Here is a 15299-nt window from a genome sequence, read left to right as displayed (position 1 = left end):
GCTCTCCGCCTTCGCCTCGCAGGGTGACGACGGCCGCCCTCGACTTCACGAAGCCCGAGACGATCTCGGCCGTCATCGGATCGGGCGACACCGTGATCCTGATCTCGAGCGATGCCGTCGGCCAGCGCTTCCCCCAGCACTCGGCCGTCGTCGACGCCGCCGTCGGAGCGGGGGCCGCCAGGATCATCTACACGAGCGCCCCTGCCGCGACCACGTCCGAGCTGATCCTGGCCCCCGAGCACAAGGCGACGGAGGAGTACATCGCGGCCTCCGGACTTCCGGCGACGATCCTCCGCAACGGCTGGTACACCGAGAACTACGCGGGCCAGATCGCGACCGGCCGCGACACCGGCGAGATCACGGCGAGCGTCGGTGACGGTCGAGTCGCCAGCGCCAGTCGCTCCGACTACGCCGAGGCGGCCGCGGCGGCCGCCCTCGACGAGGCGACGACCGGCAAGACCTACGAGCTGTCGGGAGACGACGCCTGGAACTTCGACGAGCTGGCCGCCGCCGTCTCCGGCATCGTCGGCAAGCCGGTGACCTACCGCGCCCTCACGCCCGAGGAGCACGCGGCCCAGCTCACCGCAGCGGGTCTCGACGAGGGGATGGTCGGCTTCGTCGTCGGCCTCGACGGGAACATCCGCGACGGCCTCCTGGCCGGGACGTCCGGTGATCTGGCGACGCTGATCGGTCACCCGACCGTTCCCCTCGCCGAGGGACTCGCCGCCACGCAGGCCTAGGCCACGAGGGCGGGCGCAAGCGCTCACCAAGCGCGGCGCGGAACGCATCGCAGCTCCCCGCGACAGGACGCGGTGGGGCGCGGTGCGTTCTCCGCCGAGCGGCGCGGGATACAGCGCTCAGGCGGCAGTGCGCGACTGCAGCAGCTCGCGAATGTGCCGAAACTCCGCCTCCGCGCTGTCCGCGTCGAGACGTCCGTCTTCGACGGCGCCGGCCACCCGCAGCAGGTCGATGCGGCGCTCCGCCCGCTCGCGCGGTGTGGCGGCCGTGTCGTGGTCGATGGCGTCGGAAGCGGCCAGGCGAGCGAGAACGGCGCTCTTCGTCCAGCGGTGTGTCACCGTGCTCATGTCGTACCCCGTCCGTCGGAATCGTTACCCTTCCGAAACCCTAGGCTTCGGAGACGACGCCGGGAATCCCCCGAAGAGGAATTCACCCAAACGACTCCGTGCGACGAACGCTGCGCCGTGTTACGCCGCCGGGCGCTGCCGAGTAACGTGCAGGCAAACGCAACGAGGAGGCGACGATGCCCCGCTACTTCATCGGCATGTACCAGCCGGAAGGCGTCGTGCCCGGCCCCGAGGTGCTCGGGCCGGTGATGGCGCAGATGGGTGCCTTCATGGGTGAGCTCGAGGCCGGCGGTCAGCTCGTCTTCTCGAACGGCTTCGACCAGTCGACTCCCCGGTCGTCGTCACGTCCGACGGTACGTCGATCGAAGAGCAGCCCGGATCCGTCCTGCTCTCCGAGGTGCAGCTCGGTGGCTTCACCGTCGTCGACGTGGCCGACGCCGACGCCGCCCGCGAGGTGGCGGCGCGGCTGGCCGGCATCACCGGACTCCCCATCGAGATCCGTCTCTTCGCCGACCGGACCTGACAGCGGGCGACACGGCGACACGGCGACACCCTCCCGGCGGCCGATGGCGCCACCGACGTCGCGCTTGCCCGGACCGCCGCGCGCTACCGCCGCGTGAGCGCACCACCCGCCGTCGCGGGCAACCGCCACGCGGGGACCAGGGCGACGAGCAGGATCGCCGCGATCACCAGGAACGCGAAGTCGTAGGCGTACGCCCCGCCGGCCTCGACCCGCTCCCCCAGGAAGAGCCCCGCCGAGATGGCCACGGCCCCCAGGGCGATGCCACTGCCGATCGCGATCTGCTGGATCGTCGAGTCGAGCACGTTGGCCCCGGTCATCTGCGGCTTCTCGATGTCGGCGTAGGTGATCGTGTTGTAGGCCGTGAAGCCGACCGAGCGCGCGGCGCCCGAGACGACCAGCACGACGAGCATCAGCCAGAACGGCGTGTCGGCCCGGAAGAACGCCATCCCCACGAGGCACGCGACGCCCACCAGGTGCGCCGTCACCAGCAGCCGTCGGAAGCCGAAAGTGCGCAGCAGCCAGGTCGTCGTCGGTTTGACTGCGAGATTGCCCGCGAACAGGAACAGCACGGCGCTTCCCGCCTGCACCGGGGTCCAGCCGAAGGCCCCTGGAAGAGGAGCGGCAGCACGAACGGGATCGCGCTGATGACGAACCGGTAGACGGAACCACCGCCCATCGCCACCTTGTACGTCGTGATTCGCAGCAGCCGCAGGTCGACGAACGGCTTCGGGGTGCGGAGCAGATGCCGGACGGCCAGGCCGATCAGGACGAGGCCGACGACGGCAGCCAGGATCGTCTGCGGCACGTCGACCGGCGTGACCGTGAGAAGGGTCGCGGCCCAGACGAGCGAGGCGATGCCGACGGACGTGAGCGACAGGCCGAGCCAGTCGGGCGGAGTCGGCACCCGGTCGGGGTCGACGTCGGCGGCGCGGCCCGGGACGATCCGCACGGCGGCCACGAACCCGATGAGCCCGAGCGGCACGTTGACGAGGAAGATCCAGTGCCAGGAGGCATAGGTGGTGAGCAGTCCGCCGACGAACGGCGCCAGGATCGGAGCCGCGAGAGCGGGCCAGGTGAGGAGTGCCACGGCGCGGATGAGGTTCTCTTTCGCGGTGACGCGCAGGACGGTCATCCGCCCGACCGGCACCATCATGGCCCCGCCGACGCCCTGGACGATCCGGCCGACGACCAGCACCGGCAGTGTCGGGCTCAGCGCGCAGGCGATCGACGCGAGGGTGAAGAGAGCGATGGCGGTGAGCAGGATCGTACGGCTGCCGAACCGGTCGGCGAGCCACCCGCTGACCGGGATCAGCACGGCGACCGTCATGACGTAGGCGGTGATGGCCACACCGACGCTGGCCGCGTCGACGTGGAGGTCGCGGGCGATGCTCGGCACCGCCGTCGTGACGATGGTGGAGTCGAGGTTCTCCATGAAGAAGCATCCGGCGACGAGGAGGGCGAGTGCCTGGTGCCCGCGGGCGGGCGCGACGGCGGCACCGGCAGCGGAACCGCTCGTCGATCCTGCGCTCACGCCCCGGCCCCCGGCGCCGTGGCCGGGTCGGCGGTGTCACGCCCGGTGGGGTCGTCGGCGGTGTCGTCTTCGAGGAACTCGCCACCCGTGGGTTCGCGGACCCACTCGAGCAACCGCCAGCGGTGCCCCAGCTCGTCGTTCTGGTGGAGACTCTCGAGGAACGCCACCCCGGTGTTGAGCAGCTGGTGCGTCGCGGCGAAGTCGTGGGTCGCCCCGGCCGCTCGGGCGGCCACCCAGACGCGGATGGCAGCGCCGTGACTGACCACTGCGACGGTCTCGGCTCCGGCGCGCGTGGCCCGCAGGATCCCGTCGTCGAATCGGCCGAAGAAGTCGTGCCCGGTCTCACCCCGGGCATGCGGACGTCGAGGTCTCCTCGAGCCCAGGCGAGCGTGGTCGCGTTGTAGAGCCCCTGCGAATGCTTGTCGGACAGCAGCTCGAGATCGCCGGCCTGGATCTCTTTGAGTCCGTCGAGGATCTCGGGCGTCTCGCCGAGAGCGGCAGCGAGCGGCGCGGCGGTGAGTTGCGTGCGGAGGAGCGTCGACACGACGACACGACCGGGCAGAGGAGTTCTCGTGCCTGCAGACCCGGGGGATCGCCGCCGCCTGCTGCCGGCTGAGCTCGGTCAGCGGTGCTCCGGGCACCCCGGTGTCGAGCTGCCCGAGGACGTTCGCCGGAGTCTGACCGTGGCGGAGGAGCAGCAGGCGCATCAGTCGTTTCTCGCTTTCTGACTGGCGAGATGTGCCCAGTCGTGCTCGAAAAGCGTATCGAAGTAGGACGCCGCCGTGACGCTGTCGAGGATGACGCCCGCGTCGCGGTTGCTCAGCACGCCGGCCGTCGACCAGTTCTGGCTGCTCACCAGGACGCGGGCGCCGTCGACCACGAGGCCCTTGTTGTGCACGTTGGCCTGGAGCCGGACTCGGGTGACCACGTCGAGGCCCGCGTCTTGCAGCTGCTCGAGGAACCCTGCCGTTTCGAACTGGCTCAGGATGATGCGCACGTCGACGCCTGCCTCCTGCCGCTCGACGACCGCCGCCACGAGGTCGGCGAACGGCTTGATGCGGCAGTCGCCGCCTTCGGCAGCTCGATGTACTGGAACTGCAGGTGCAGGGTCTTCTGGGCCGAGGCGATCAGGGCGCCGACCGCCCCGACGTAGACTCCCGCGTCGGGCGTCAGGACCGGTGTGACTCGGGTGGTGTCGGTCACCGTCGTCGATGCGAAGAACCTCTCGAACGGTGGGGTCGACGCCAGCGGCACGAGGAGTTCGGGGGCCGGGAGGGACTCGGCCGGCGCCGACCGGGCCCGAGGGGGCGACCCGGGCGCGGGCGCGTCGTGCGCCTCGGCCACCGCCAGGTCGTTCTCGAGGAACGCCTCGAAGGTCGAAGCGACCCCCGGGTCATGGATGACCACGTGCCAGTCGCGGTCGCGGGTGCGCGCTTCTGCCGCATCGCCCGGAGTCGTGACCGGGTCGATGTCGGGCTGGTTCGAGTTGTTCCAGTTGCCGCTCGACAGCCAGACGCTGGCGGAGTCTCGCACGGCGACCTTGATGTGGTAGGCCGTGGGAAAGATCCAGGCGGCGGCCAGGGGATCCATCCGGTCGAGGGCCCACGCCTGTTCGAGCCCGTCGCCGAGGGAGCCGGCGAGGTCGGCGACGGTCGCCTCGTCGGTCTGGTCTGCGGTCGGGTTCTTCGCGGGATGGTCGAGGACCAGCCGGAACTCCTTGCCGGCGAGGTCGCGCCCGACCGCCTGGAGGACGTGGGCCGAGGTGAAGTCGTAGAGACCGACCGTCAGCGAGCGTTGCGTGCCGGCGAGGAAGGCCGAGAGCGTCGGCCAGCCGGAGTCGGGGCTGGCGCTGAGCTCGATCCGGGTACCGGGCGCGAGGTCGACCGGTGCGAGGCTCGCGCCGGTGGGCGGCTCGTAGGGTAGCTGCGGTTTCGAGGCCTCGGGCTCGGCGAATCCCGACGCGCCGTGCTCGGCCGGCGCGTCGATCGGAGCCGGCCGGGGGTCGACACCGACCGTGAGCCGCCGTTCGCCGGGGAACGACGGCACGGCGCCCAGGTCGGGGCTCGGCCCGGTTACGCGCGCGTACGCCACGGGATCCTGCACCTGGAGCGCCTTGCTCTCGGACGCCGGCCGGACGTCGACGGGGACGCCGTCGACGGTGTCGGGAAGATCGGGGACGTCGCCGACGACGGTCACGACGAGGGCCGGCTCGCGCGTGATCCAGCCGTCGCGGAACAGGAACCCCGGGCGCACGCTCAGGACGCCCGGGACCGCCAACAGCGCCGCGTTGCGCTCGATGATGCCGTCGATCCCGCCTGCCCCGCCGTGGTTCGCCATGAGCTCACGCTAGGCCGCTCCACCGACATCCGCGACGAAGTACTCGCGATTGCGGTCGAAGTGTTCCAGGAACCGCGCGTGCAGCATCGGCGGCGAACCGGAACGCTGCGAGGCGAAGGCCTCGAGGGCCCTCGCGACGACCTCGCGCTGCTCCCGATCGAGCGCCACCGACACGAGGAGCGGCCACGGCACGTCCGGGTGGTCCGGCGAACCCCAGTGCCACATCCAGACCGGGTACTGCCACAGCGTCAACTGCTCGTCGGCGGCGAACTCGACGCAGACCTCACCGAGGACGCGGTGGTCTCGATGGCCGTCGCCGACCCAGGGCGCGACGACGAGCGTGTCCTTCGCCAGCCCGGGCAGCGTCGTCCGGAGCCGAGCCGCGACGACGTCCCGCTGCTCCCGGATCGTTCCGTCGGCGAGCCCGAGCAGGACGGGAGGGCGCAGGATCCCGAGCTGGTCGAGCGCGTGTCGGAGTTCGGCCTCGCGCCGCCGCACCGTGTCCGCGCGCGCTGCGCCGACCTCGGCCCCACCCCCGTCGGTCACGCAGAGCACGGTCACGTCGCACCCTCCTGCGCCGCGCGCGCCATCAGCCCGCCGGCGCCGAGCGTCTCGTCGTCGGGATGGGCGGCCAGCACCACGACCGCTCCGAAACCTCGCAGGTCGCGGGCGGGCAGCGCGGCCAGTCGCGGGTCGCCGGCCCACACGGCCCTGGACGTCCCGGGAGCTGCGGCGTCGAAGCTCACCACGTGTCGTCGGAGTCCCGGACGCTCTTGCCGAGCGAGAGGTCGTCCCGCTCGCCGTGGTGCTGACGCACGTACAGGTCGAGATCGGCGACGCGCTTGCCGTGCTCGGCGTCCTTGGCCAGCGGGCCGGGCCCGAGGGCGTGCCCCACCTCGCGGATCACGGCCTCCGCGCACCGGGCGACGGTCGACCGGACGCGTTTGGCCAGCAGACCGCCTCGGGATCCTGCCGCTTCTCCGGCATCGACCGTCCGTGCTGCCGCCTCCAGCGCCGTTCGCGCCTCGGTCAGCCGCGCGTCCACGGTTCCGACGTGCATGAGCAGGATCGCGTCGGTGTCCCGACCGGGGGTTCGCGAGGCGTCGAGGAGGGCCCTGGCAACTCCCACCGCTCCCCCGAACCAGCAGGCTGCGACGCTCATGCTGCCCCAGGCGAACCCGGCGCGCTCGAGGTACCAGCCGGGGGCGCCGACCGGCTGGCAGGCTGCGCCGTCGAACGTGACGTCGCCGCTCGGGATCTCGGACAGGCCACGGGCGTGCCAGCCGGAGTCGGGAACGCCGATCGTGGGGCCCTGGAGCGAGACGCGGAACAGCTGTCGCCGGGTGTCGTCGACCCAGGCCGTGACGAGCGCGTCGGAGAGCGACCCGGCCAGGGAGCACCACGGTTTCGTGCCCGTGAGCCTCCAGCCCGCCCGCGTCTCGACCGCTTCGAGCCGTAGCCCGGGCGCCTCGGCCGCGTACACGCCCCAGGTTCCGCCGCGCACGTGCGTGATCCCCGCCTGATCGAGGATCGTCAGGGCGTCGAGGTGCGGTTCGAGAGTGCGGGCCAGCGCCAGGTCGGAAGCGGCCAGGCTGGCGAGAGCCTCCCAGACGTCGCGGGTGGCGCCGTGCCCGACGAAGGGACGGAGGGGGCCCAGCGCGACGCCCAGATCGAGCGCCTCCCTGACGCTGTGTGGATCGGCGGCGAGGGTCTCCCGCGTGACCGGACCCGGATCGCCCGCGGCGAGCGCGACGCGGTTCACAGCGAGCCTGCCAGGTGTGCCGCGTAGCCGCCGGGAGTGCGGCCGACGAACCGGCCCGACGTGAGGACCTCTGCCCGATCTGACGCCAGGATGACGAGACCGAGCCGACGGAGCCGTGCGACCAGGAGGTTGTCCTCGTGCTCGTCGACCGGCTCGAAGCCGCCGACGGCGCGGTGGGCCGAGGCCCGCAACCCGAGATTGGCGCCGTGGACGTGACCATTCGGGCGGCCGCGCTGGTGGCTCGCCCGCCACGCGGCGTCCTGCTCGTCGGTGAGGTCGAGGGGATCCGGCCGGACGGTGCCGACCAGGACGTCCGCGCCGCCGTCGGCCGCCTCGATCTGGTGCGCGATCCAGTTGGCCGGAACGGCAGAATCCGCATCGGTGTTGCCGATCCAGGTGCGCTCGAGGTCGGCACCGGCGAACGCGGCGAGCCCGTGCGTGATGCCGTGCTCGCGGGCATGGCCGACCCGGCCGGCGCGCGACACCACGACGTCGGCCGTGCCCTCGGAGAGGGCGAGCTGCTCGGTGTCGTCGACGCACGCGTCCGCGACGACGACCGTCCGGACGACGACGGAGGGGTGGCTGATGGCCGCAAACGCGACGGCCTCGCGCAGAGCGCCGAGGCACCGGCCGATCAGGCGTTCCTCGTCGCGCGCCGGGACGACGACGAGCACGTGGCTGAGGCGACCGGGGATCCGCGCGCTCATCGCAGACCCGTCCGCTCCGAGACCGGACGCCCGTCGACGGCCAGGACGTCGAGGACGAAATCGGCCTCCTCGTGGTGCACCAGGCCGATCAGGCCCGACCGGGACGCGATGGCCTCGTGCACGGCGTCTCCCGACTGCACGAAGTCGCTCTCGTCGTGCCTCCAGTGGCACGCCGCGAACACCCCCTCGACGACAGCGACGCTTCGACGTCGTCGAGGACCGCGCCCAACTCTGATGGAGAGAGGTAGTAGCCGACCTCGGACAGCACCACGAGGTCGTAGTCGCCGCCCGGCAGCCCGAGGGTCGCATCGGCCTGCTCGACCCGCACGTTCGACAGCCCCTGAAGGCGTGCCCGGGCTCGCCGGACGGCCTCGCCGGAGACGTCCAGCGCGAGGACCGACTCGGCTCGCGCGGCCAGATCCTGGGTCGTGATCCCCACGGAGCTGCCGATCTCGAGCACGTGCCCCAGGGCCTCGTCAGGAAGGGCGGCGAGCAGGATCCTGCGCTTCCGGATCTCGTACCAGCGGCTCGCGAGACCCCAGGGGTCGTCGCGGGCGGCGTGGCGCGCGTCGAAGTGGGCTTCCGCAGCACCGTGGTCGATCATGCCTGGACACTAGGCGCACGCGACCGATCCGGGCCTGGATCGGGGACGGGCTTGACATCTCGTCCTCGGGGATGACATCCGCCGGACGCGGGGCTGAGGTTCGCCCGCGCTCAGCTATTCTTCGGGTCCGTCACTGTTTTCAATGATTGGGTTCCGGAATGTCCGAATCGCCCCGATCCCGTCTCCGGGTCCGCCCGCGTCACGTCGTGCGCTGGGTCGCCGTCGTCGTCGTCCTGATCCTGGTCGCGACGATCGTGTACGCCGTGTACAACTACCAGCACTTCGTGAACGGCGTCACGCACATCGACGCGATCCCCGCAGCGTCGTCCTCGTCGTCCTCGTCGAAGGGCGAGAACATCCTGCTCGTGGGCGACGACCACCGACCCGCGAACGCGTCGGCCGAAGAATTGGCGCAGCTCGGCACGACCGCCGACGGCGGCGGGACGAACACCGACTCGATGCTGATTCTGCACATCCCGGACGGTGGCGGCAAAGCGACCCTCATCTCGCTCCCCCGCGACTCCTGGGTGGACATCCCCGGCCACGGCATGGGCAAGCTGAACGCCGCCTTCGCCTACGGCAGCGACTCGGGTGGCGACGCCGGGGGCGCGCAACTGCTCGTCAAGACGGTCCAGAACCTCACCAGCCTGCACATCGACCACTTCGTCCGGATCTCGATGATCGGCTTCTACGACGTCGCCAAGGCCCTCGGGCCGCTGAAGGTCTGCCTGGTCAGCGCCGTGAACGACTCCTACTCGACCTTCGTCGCGCCCGCAGGCGTCTCGACGCTGAACGCGCAGCAGGCCCTCGCGTTCGTCCGCCAACGCCACGGCCTGCCGAACGGCGACATCGACCGCGAGGCCCGCCAGCGGTACTTCCTGAGCGCCGAGGCGAAGAACTTCCTCACGGCGTCCACGCTGCTGAACCCCGGCAAGCTCAACTCCGCCCTCACGGCCGTCAGCGGCGCCATCCAGACCGACAAGGGCCTGAACTGGCTCTCTCTCGCCGCCCAGCTCAAGAACATCGCCGGAGGCAACCTCAACTCGTCGACGATCCCGATCACGGGCACGCCGACCATCTACTACAACGGGTCGGCCGTCTCGATCGTCCAGGTCGACACCGCGAAGATGCCGGCGTTCGTCGCCTCCTCGATCAGAAGACCGAGTCGTCGTCGGCCGCGGCGCCCAGCAGCGTGAAGCCGGGCGACGTCAGCGTGACCGTGTACAACGGCAGCGGTGTCGCGGGAGCGGCGGCGACCAACTCCTCGACGCTGGCGAAGGCCGGCTTCCGGACCGGTACGCCGACCACGGTCGTCGCCCGCTCGGCGACCACGATCCAGTACCCGGCCTCGCAGGCCGCTCAGGCCAAACTGCTCGCGACGTACGTTCCCGGCGCGACGCTCGAATCGGTGACGGGCGTGTCCGGCGTGACGCTCGTGCTCGGGACGGATGGCAGTGTCGCGAAGGCGACGGCCTCGTCGTCCGCGTCCGGGTCTGGGTCGTCCGGCGGGTCGTCGTCCGGCGGGTCCGGGTCGGGGTCGTCCGGTGCTGGGTCGTCCTCGAGCTCGAGCGCCGCGGCCGCGACGACGGACGGCATTCCCTGCGTCAACTAGGTCTGCGGCGCCGGCGGGCGAGCACGGTGCGCAGGATGGCGACGGCTGCTCCTCCGACGAGCGCGCCCGCCGTGTTCGACGCCAGATCGCCGGCCGACGCGAGTCTCGCCGGGAGGAGCGTGTACTGCGCGAACTCGACGCACAGCGACAGCGTCAGGCCGAGCACGCCGGACACCCACCAGAGCGGCCGCACCGTGACCGACGCGATCAGCGCGCCGAGCGGCACGAACATCGCGACGTTCGCCGCGGTCTGCACGAACGAGTAGTCGACGAACGAGGGTAGTCCCAGCCCGTGCCAGCGCAACAGCGTCCGCTGCAGGGAACCGTCGACCGGCGCATCGACCCGCGAGGGCCACAGAGTGACGAGCAGGATCGCGACGAGCACGACCCCGACGGCGATCCACTCCGCGCGCCGCAGCCGTCTGTCCATCGCTCGACGGTAGCGGATCGCCGCCCAGAATCCGCCCACCCCGTGTTGCCCGTGCGCCATCGGCCAGCTCGTCGCCGGACGCCGTCCGGCGCCCGCGCAGCGCGCTGAAGCAGCCGAACGAAAAATGGCTTCTCCCAGAGGGAGAAGCCATTTCGACGTGGATCTGAGGGGACTCGAACCCCTGACCCCCTGCATGCCATGCAGGTGCGCTACCAGCTGCGCCACAGACCCGTCTTCGTTTTTGACCCATCTTCGTTTTTCGTGTGCCGCCCCTCGCGGAGCAACCTGTACAGCGTACTACAGAAACGGGAGCGTCAAGAACACCGAGCCGCCGCTCAGAGGTAGCGGAGGTACCGCTCGGGATCGCCGAGGAACCGCTGCCAGTGCCGTACGACCTCGAGGTCGGCCCAGGCCGAGCGGCGGACGCCGTGGTCGCCGAACTCGATGATCGCAGCACCGGGCAGAGCGGTCAGGATCGGCGAGTGAGTCGCGCACACGACCTGGCTGCCCGCCGCCCGGGCCTCGTGCAACGTGGCCATCAGGCTGAGGCAGGCGGTGAAGGACAGGGCCGCCTCCGGCTCGTCGAGCACGTAGACGCCCTTCTCGCCGAAGCCCTCGAACGCCGCGAGGAAGCTCTCGACGTGGCTGGCCTCGTTGAACTCGGGGCGGTCGAATCGGCTCAGGCCGTCGAACACGTCGAGTGCGGTCTCGGCGCGGAGGAAGAACCCGACGGCACGCTTGACCATGCGGGAGCCGCCCGCACCGCGGTCGATCTGCAGGACCTCGCCGAGCTTCGACTTCGGCAGCTCGGAGCCGTAGCGCTGATTGGGACCACCACGGACATCGAGCCCGTACGACTCGGCGAGAGCCTCGACGACCGTCGACTTGCCGCTGCCGTTCTCGCCGACGAGGAAGGTGATCTGCTCGTCGAAGGCGAGGCCCTCGCCGATGAGCGCCGCGACGGCGGGCACCGTGAAGGGCCACTGGTCGCGCGGCGCCACGGCCTCGGCGACGCGGATCCGGTCGATGATCATGCCGACACTCTGCCAGGCCCCTCCGACAGCGGGCGGACGACCTGACGGGCGTCCCGCGGGCCGGCCGCGCCACGCTCGCAGGCGCCAGCCTCACCACCCGGTCAGTCGAACAGCTCGCTGAGCCAGTTCTCCTTCTTCTTGCGGCGAGGGGCTCCGTAGCCGTCACCGGAGCGCGGTGCGAAGAAGCCCGGGCCCTGGTCGTACCCGCCCGACCGCCGCCGGTGCTCCTCGCGCTGCCACTGGGCGTGTTCGCGGTCGTAACGGGACTGGTCGGGTGATCCTGCGCCGTTCGTCGACGGCTGGCCGGAGAAGGCGGCAGACGGCTCGGCCGGTGGGGGGCCGACCGACCCGGCACGATCGACGATCTTGTCGAGTTCGCCGCGGTCGAGCCAGACGCCGCGGCACTCGGGGCAGTAGTCGATCTCGATGCCGCTGCGTTCGCTGATCACCAGGAGCGTCTGGTCGAGGGGGCACTTCATGGTTCCTCCAGGGGTGGGCGGACACTCAGCCCACCACGCACCCCACAGAGGCACCTGAATTGCTTCGCGCTCGGAAAAAGCGCACGGCGCGCAGGATCACGACGGATCGGGCGCGCTCAGGATCACGCCTCCTGGGACGTCGTCTCGAGCTCGAGGGCGATTGCGGGGCAGTCGCTCCAGAGGCGCTCGAGCGAGTAGAACTGACGGTCTTCGTCGTGGAAGACGTGCACCACGATGTCGCCGAAATCGAGCAGAACCCAGCGCCCCTCGGAACGACCCTCGCGTCGGAGCGGCTTGACGCCCGCCTCGATCATCTGGTCTTCGATCTCACCGGCGATGGCGATCACGTTGCGCTCGTTGCGGCCGGAGGCCAGCAGGAAGATGTCGGTGAGTGCGAGGGGCTCGGACACGTCGAGAGCGACCATGTCTTCGGCCTGCTTCGAGTCGGCGGCGCGGGCGGCGAGCTGGAGCAGCTCGATGGCACGGGGAGTGGCTGTCACGGATTCCTTTGGGGAAAAGAGAGAAGGCGCCCTGATGGAGGACGTCGAAGAGAGGAGGTGAAGTTACAGGACGTGGGTGGCGAAACCCACGACGACCAGACCAACGATAACAACAACCACGATGCCAACACAGATGCTGGCGATGATTGGCAGGCGATTGGTCTTCGGCTTGCCGGCGGCGAGCACAACCGCCCGGGTGGACGTGTTGGCGCTCACGGCTCGGCTCGCGCGCACCGGGGTGGCGTCGGAGTCGGGCTGCTCGCGGTCGCCCTCCTCGAGCATCCGATCGATGTCGGAGCCGTCGATTCGCTGGGCGTGGTGCGATCCCGTGGCGGCCAGGCTGCGAGGAAGGTCGATCGAACCGGTGATGATGACCTCGCCCGTGGCGTTGAGGGCGCCGGTGACGTCGGGGAGCTGGTCATCGCCGATGATCAGCGCGTTGTGCTGACCCGTGGAGGTCATCGAACCGAAGTGCGAGCCGACGCTCTCGATCGTGTCGTCTTCGAGGTCGGCCTGCGTCGACCAGTGCCCGGTCGGGGGCACGTACCCGCTCGGCTCGGGAACGGAGGCGGGGATCGAGGCCTGCTGACGCGGGGCAGCCTGCGGGCCGGCAGGAGCCTGCGCGCGTGGCGCAGCCTGTGAGCCGGCAGCAGCCTGCGGCGCGGGAGCAGCCTCGGGCGTCTCAGGAGCACCCGCAGGGGAAGCGGTCGCGTCCGCAGCGGTGGACTCACCCTCGGACGGCGTCGGTCGAGCGGAGACCGGATCTTCTCCGGCGGGGGCCGGGGCCGCAACCGGCACGCTCGGGCGGGCCTCGTCGCCGGTGCTCGTGAGGGGCGCAGGATCGGAGGCAGCCGGCGGAGTGCCGCGCGGTGCGGAGGTCTCGGGTTCGGGTGCCGACGCGGAGTTCAGCGCGAACGGGAACACGGTCGGCGTCGACGACGGCGGCGGGGTCGACGCGGCGATGCGCTGCCCGACGGTGGCGTCGTGCTCGGGCGGCGCCACGGTTCCGTGTCGGCGGGGCCCGGGAACCGCGGAATCGGCAGCCGTCGACGGCAGGGACGATACGGCGGGGCCGCCGATCGTCTCACGGGTGTCGCGCCCGGCGGACACCGGGGTCGGCAGCCCTTCAGCGGCGGGCGACTCGTCGTCGTCGTCCTCGGACGGCGGCACCGAGGTGGGCCTCGCCGCGGCCGGCGTCGGCGTGCTGAGCGGCGGCGGGGTGAGCGACGGCGTCTCGGCCTGGCCGGGTGTCGGCGCAGGCTCAGCGGCGGGATCGGCGGAGGCGGGCGACACGGTGCGCGGAGCCTCCCGCGGCGGAACGATGGCGGTGGGCCGGCCGTTCTCGATGTCGGCGACATGACTCAGCGCCTCGGAGAGATCGCGCTCGTGCTCGGGCTTGGGAGCCCGCAGAGGCACGGGGCTGGCGTCGGTGGGGACAGCCGCCTCACGCTGGGCCCGGAGCTCGCGCCGGGTGGCCGTGTGGGCTGATCCTGGTGCCTGAACGGACCCGGGAGCCGAGGACGTGGCCCCGGAGGCGGACGTCGGCTCGGACGACGACGCGGGAGCGGCGGGCGCCGGCGAGGTGACGGGCATGGCAGAGGGGACGGGGCTCCCCGAGACGACCGAGATGCTGCCGGTGATCGCTTCGCCTGCTTCGCGTGCCCGTTCGAGCTCGCGCACCTGTCGCCTGGTGAGGGGCGGCTGGCCGTTGGAAGTCATGGTGTCTCCGAAACGCGGTGATTATCGACCGGCTCTGTCGCGACCGGCTCTGTTCTCGTAATCGGCTCTGTGCTCGTAATCGGCTCTGTGCTCGTGACCGGGTCGGTGGCTCGGTACAGATGGTGCTTCGAGATGTACTGAACGACACCGTCGGGAACCAAGTACCAGACAGGGGAACCTCGGCCGACGCGGCTGCGACAGTCGGTGGACGATATCGCCAGTGCGGGAACTTCGAGCAAGCTTACTTCGCTCTCTGGAAGACCGCTGACGGAAAGGTCGTGACCCGGCCGGGAAACTGCCACGAAATGCGCGAGATCCCACAGCTCTTGGACGTCTTTCCACTCGAGGATCTGCGCGACGGCGTCGGCCCCCGTGATGAAGAACAGGTCGGCGTCGGGGCGCTCGGCCCGGATGTCGCGGAGTGTGTCGATCGTGTACGTCACGCCCTCGCGGTCGATGTCGACCCGGCTGACCGTGAAGGTCGGGTTGGCAGCCGTCGCGATCACGGTCATGAGGTAGCGGTGCTCACCGGGGGTGACCGTGTTCTTCATGTACGGCTGGCCGGTCGGGACGAAGATGACCTCGTCGAGATCGAACTCGGTCGACACCTCGCTCGCGGCCACGAGGTGACCGTGGTGAATGGGGTCGAAGGTGCCGCCCATCACCCCGATGCGGGGACGCCGCACGCCGTTGGAAGTCGTCACTGACGTTGCCAGGAGGGGTGTCGGCTAGTGGTCTTCGGCGTGGCCGAACTCGTCGATCGGCTTGTCGTGGTGCGTCGGGCCCTGAGGATCGAGGTTGCGGTTGGCGACGTCTTTGTAGCTGAAGACGACGAAGCCGAGGATGGTGAAGACGGCGCCCGCGATGAGAGCGATGACGGGAGCCGGTGCGAACACGGGCGCGAGCTTCTCTTCGGCGGCGATGAGGGTGGTGGCGAGGGCCGTGACCATCAGCATGAATTCTCCGTTCCGGGGCA

The 15299-nt window shown here is 70.8% G+C and carries 24 protein-coding genes, 1 tRNA gene and 1 pseudogene; 5 read left to right on the top strand and 21 right to left on the bottom strand.

What is annotated here, in order from left to right:
* The first annotated feature begins 23 nt into the window (after window positions 1-23).
* Window positions 24-740, top strand: coding sequence for an NmrA family NAD(P)-binding protein (locus QUE79_RS11080; RefSeq protein WP_350271529.1), 717 nt, complete (start codon window positions 24-26; stop codon window positions 738-740).
* 117 nt (window positions 741-857) lie between these two features.
* On the opposite strand, the gene QUE79_RS11075 is transcribed toward QUE79_RS11080, so the two are convergent.
* On the bottom strand, window positions 858-1085 hold the full coding sequence (locus tag QUE79_RS11075; RefSeq protein WP_286343175.1) for a hypothetical protein: 228 nt from the start codon (window positions 1083-1085) through the stop codon (window positions 858-860).
* Window positions 1086-1482: 397 nt separating this feature from the next.
* Here QUE79_RS11075 and QUE79_RS11070 point away from each other — a divergent pair, with 397 nt between their 5' ends.
* On the top strand, window positions 1483-1608 hold the full coding sequence (locus tag QUE79_RS11070; RefSeq protein ID WP_286343174.1) for a hypothetical protein: 126 nt from the start codon (window positions 1483-1485) through the stop codon (window positions 1606-1608).
* Between the two features lie 83 nt (window positions 1609-1691).
* On the opposite strand, the gene QUE79_RS11065 is transcribed toward QUE79_RS11070, so the two are convergent.
* From QUE79_RS11065 to QUE79_RS25525, 3 genes are read right to left on the bottom strand one after another with little or no spacing between them, the layout of a single operon-like run.
* Window positions 1692-2093, bottom strand: coding sequence for an MFS transporter (locus QUE79_RS11065; RefSeq protein ID WP_286343173.1), 402 nt, complete (start codon window positions 2091-2093; stop codon window positions 1692-1694).
* Window positions 2090-3139, bottom strand: coding sequence for an MFS transporter (locus QUE79_RS11060; RefSeq protein WP_286343172.1), 1050 nt, complete (start codon window positions 3137-3139; stop codon window positions 2090-2092). The genes QUE79_RS11065 and QUE79_RS11060 overlap by 4 nt, the downstream gene beginning before the upstream one ends.
* Entirely contained in the window at window positions 3136-3405 is a 270-nt protein-coding gene (locus QUE79_RS25525) for a hypothetical protein (protein ID WP_350271528.1), read from the bottom strand. Before QUE79_RS25525 ends, QUE79_RS11060 begins: the two co-directional genes overlap by 4 nt.
* Here QUE79_RS25525 and QUE79_RS25520 point away from each other — a divergent pair.
* Window positions 3394-3543 (top strand): hypothetical protein, encoded by a 150-nt coding sequence (locus tag QUE79_RS25520; RefSeq protein WP_350271527.1) that lies wholly within the window; start codon window positions 3394-3396, stop codon window positions 3541-3543. The genes QUE79_RS25525 and QUE79_RS25520 overlap by 12 nt on opposite strands.
* 2 nt (window positions 3544-3545) lie before the next feature.
* Here QUE79_RS25520 and QUE79_RS25515 read toward each other — a convergent pair.
* From QUE79_RS25515 to QUE79_RS11015, 9 genes and pseudogenes are all read right to left on the bottom strand, one after another.
* A pseudogene (locus tag QUE79_RS25515) lies at window positions 3546-3683 on the bottom strand (histidine phosphatase family protein); the annotation flags it as partial.
* Between the two features lie 162 nt (window positions 3684-3845).
* Window positions 3846-4136: a phospholipase D-like domain-containing protein gene (locus tag QUE79_RS11050; RefSeq protein WP_286343171.1), complete on the bottom strand. Its 291-nt coding sequence runs from the start codon at window positions 4134-4136 to the stop codon at window positions 3846-3848.
* Window positions 4121-5476, bottom strand: a complete 1356-nt coding sequence (locus QUE79_RS11045) for a phospholipase D-like domain-containing protein (protein WP_286343170.1) — start codon at window positions 5474-5476, stop codon at window positions 4121-4123. Before QUE79_RS11045 ends, QUE79_RS11050 begins: the two co-directional genes overlap by 16 nt.
* Before the next feature lie 9 nt (window positions 5477-5485).
* Window positions 5486-6037 (bottom strand): PIG-L deacetylase family protein, encoded by a 552-nt coding sequence (locus QUE79_RS11040; protein WP_286343169.1) that lies wholly within the window; start codon window positions 6035-6037, stop codon window positions 5486-5488.
* On the bottom strand, window positions 6034-6222 hold the full coding sequence (locus tag QUE79_RS11035) for a hypothetical protein (RefSeq protein ID WP_286343168.1): 189 nt from the start codon (window positions 6220-6222) through the stop codon (window positions 6034-6036). Before QUE79_RS11035 ends, QUE79_RS11040 begins: the two co-directional genes overlap by 4 nt.
* Window positions 6219-7238 (bottom strand): acyl-CoA dehydrogenase family protein, encoded by a 1020-nt coding sequence (locus tag QUE79_RS11030; protein WP_286343167.1) that lies wholly within the window; start codon window positions 7236-7238, stop codon window positions 6219-6221. Before QUE79_RS11030 ends, QUE79_RS11035 begins: the two co-directional genes overlap by 4 nt.
* Window positions 7235-7945 carry a glycosyltransferase family 2 protein gene (locus QUE79_RS11025; RefSeq protein ID WP_286343166.1) on the bottom strand — a complete coding sequence of 237 codons (711 nt, stop codon included), beginning with the start codon at window positions 7943-7945 and terminating at the stop codon, window positions 7235-7237. The genes QUE79_RS11030 and QUE79_RS11025 overlap by 4 nt, the downstream gene beginning before the upstream one ends.
* Entirely contained in the window at window positions 7942-8067 is a 126-nt protein-coding gene (locus QUE79_RS11020; RefSeq protein WP_286343165.1) for a hypothetical protein, read from the bottom strand. Before QUE79_RS11020 ends, QUE79_RS11025 begins: the two co-directional genes overlap by 4 nt.
* Complete coding sequence (locus QUE79_RS11015; protein ID WP_286343164.1) at window positions 8034-8549, bottom strand: class I SAM-dependent methyltransferase; 516 nt, start codon at window positions 8547-8549, stop codon at window positions 8034-8036. The genes QUE79_RS11020 and QUE79_RS11015 overlap by 34 nt, the downstream gene beginning before the upstream one ends.
* 158 nt (window positions 8550-8707) lie before the next feature.
* On the opposite strand from QUE79_RS11015, the gene QUE79_RS11010 reads away from it, so the two are divergent.
* Both QUE79_RS11010 and QUE79_RS11005 read left to right on the top strand, forming a co-directional pair.
* Window positions 8708-9745: an LCP family protein gene (locus QUE79_RS11010; RefSeq protein WP_286343163.1), complete on the top strand. Its 1038-nt coding sequence runs from the start codon at window positions 8708-8710 to the stop codon at window positions 9743-9745.
* Window positions 9742-10161, top strand: coding sequence for a LytR C-terminal domain-containing protein (locus QUE79_RS11005; RefSeq protein WP_286343162.1), 420 nt, complete (start codon window positions 9742-9744; stop codon window positions 10159-10161). Before QUE79_RS11010 ends, QUE79_RS11005 begins: the two co-directional genes overlap by 4 nt.
* Here the strand turns inward: QUE79_RS11005 and QUE79_RS11000 are convergent.
* From QUE79_RS11000 to QUE79_RS10965, 8 genes are all read right to left on the bottom strand, one after another.
* Window positions 10154-10651 (bottom strand): VanZ family protein, encoded by a 498-nt coding sequence (locus QUE79_RS11000; RefSeq protein WP_286343161.1) that lies wholly within the window; start codon window positions 10649-10651, stop codon window positions 10154-10156. The two genes, QUE79_RS11005 and QUE79_RS11000, sit on opposite strands and share 8 nt — an antisense overlap.
* A 98-nt stretch (window positions 10652-10749) precedes the next feature.
* Window positions 10750-10822, bottom strand: a tRNA-Ala gene (locus tag QUE79_RS10995).
* Between the two features lie 104 nt (window positions 10823-10926).
* Window positions 10927-11625, bottom strand: coding sequence for an AAA family ATPase (locus QUE79_RS10990; protein WP_286343160.1), 699 nt, complete (start codon window positions 11623-11625; stop codon window positions 10927-10929).
* Window positions 11626-11726: 101 nt separating this feature from the next.
* Window positions 11727-12104: a TFIIB-type zinc ribbon-containing protein gene (locus QUE79_RS10985; protein WP_286343159.1), complete on the bottom strand. Its 378-nt coding sequence runs from the start codon at window positions 12102-12104 to the stop codon at window positions 11727-11729.
* A gap of 122 nt (window positions 12105-12226) precedes the next feature.
* Window positions 12227-12604: a ribosome silencing factor gene (gene rsfS, locus QUE79_RS10980; RefSeq protein WP_286343158.1), complete on the bottom strand. Its 378-nt coding sequence runs from the start codon at window positions 12602-12604 to the stop codon at window positions 12227-12229.
* Between the two features lie 63 nt (window positions 12605-12667).
* Window positions 12668-14323 carry a hypothetical protein gene (locus tag QUE79_RS10975; protein ID WP_286343157.1) on the bottom strand — a complete coding sequence of 552 codons (1656 nt, stop codon included), beginning with the start codon at window positions 14321-14323 and terminating at the stop codon, window positions 12668-12670.
* On the bottom strand, window positions 14320-15009 hold the full coding sequence (gene nadD, locus QUE79_RS10970) for a nicotinate-nucleotide adenylyltransferase (protein WP_286346697.1): 690 nt from the start codon (window positions 15007-15009) through the stop codon (window positions 14320-14322). The genes QUE79_RS10975 and nadD overlap by 4 nt, the downstream gene beginning before the upstream one ends.
* A gap of 42 nt (window positions 15010-15051) precedes the next feature.
* Window positions 15052-15279, bottom strand: coding sequence for a hypothetical protein (locus tag QUE79_RS10965; protein WP_286343156.1), 228 nt, complete (start codon window positions 15277-15279; stop codon window positions 15052-15054).
* Window positions 15280-15299: the final 20 nt, after the last annotated feature.

It is taken from the genome of Frondihabitans sucicola, assembly GCF_030296615.1.
Classification (GTDB): domain Bacteria; phylum Actinomycetota; class Actinomycetes; order Actinomycetales; family Microbacteriaceae; genus Frondihabitans; species Frondihabitans sucicola.
This window is presented reverse-complemented; position numbering and strand designations above follow the sequence as displayed.

Coding starts and splice junctions, on each gene's coding strand:
- QUE79_RS11075 (WP_286343175.1), bottom strand. CDS start 1,085: ATGAGCACGGTGACACACCGCTGGACGAAGAGCGCCGTTCTCGCTCGC.
- QUE79_RS11045 (WP_286343170.1), bottom strand. CDS start 5,476: ATGGCGAACCACGGCGGGGCAGGCGGGATCGACGGCATCATCGAGCGC.
- QUE79_RS11025 (WP_286343166.1), bottom strand. CDS start 7,945: ATGAGCGCGCGGATCCCCGGTCGCCTCAGCCACGTGCTCGTCGTCGTC.
- QUE79_RS11015 (WP_286343164.1), bottom strand. CDS start 8,549: ATGATCGACCACGGTGCTGCGGAAGCCCACTTCGACGCGCGCCACGCC.
- QUE79_RS11010 (WP_286343163.1), top strand. CDS start 8,708: ATGTCCGAATCGCCCCGATCCCGTCTCCGGGTCCGCCCGCGTCACGTC.
- QUE79_RS11000 (WP_286343161.1), bottom strand. CDS start 10,651: ATGGCGCACGGGCAACACGGGGTGGGCGGATTCTGGGCGGCGATCCGC.
- QUE79_RS10990 (WP_286343160.1), bottom strand. CDS start 11,625: ATGATCATCGACCGGATCCGCGTCGCCGAGGCCGTGGCGCCGCGCGAC.
- QUE79_RS10985 (WP_286343159.1), bottom strand. CDS start 12,104: ATGAAGTGCCCCCTCGACCAGACGCTCCTGGTGATCAGCGAACGCAGC.
- QUE79_RS10975 (WP_286343157.1), bottom strand. CDS start 14,323: ATGACTTCCAACGGCCAGCCGCCCCTCACCAGGCGACAGGTGCGCGAG.
- QUE79_RS10965 (WP_286343156.1), bottom strand. CDS start 15,279: ATGCTGATGGTCACGGCCCTCGCCACCACCCTCATCGCCGCCGAAGAG.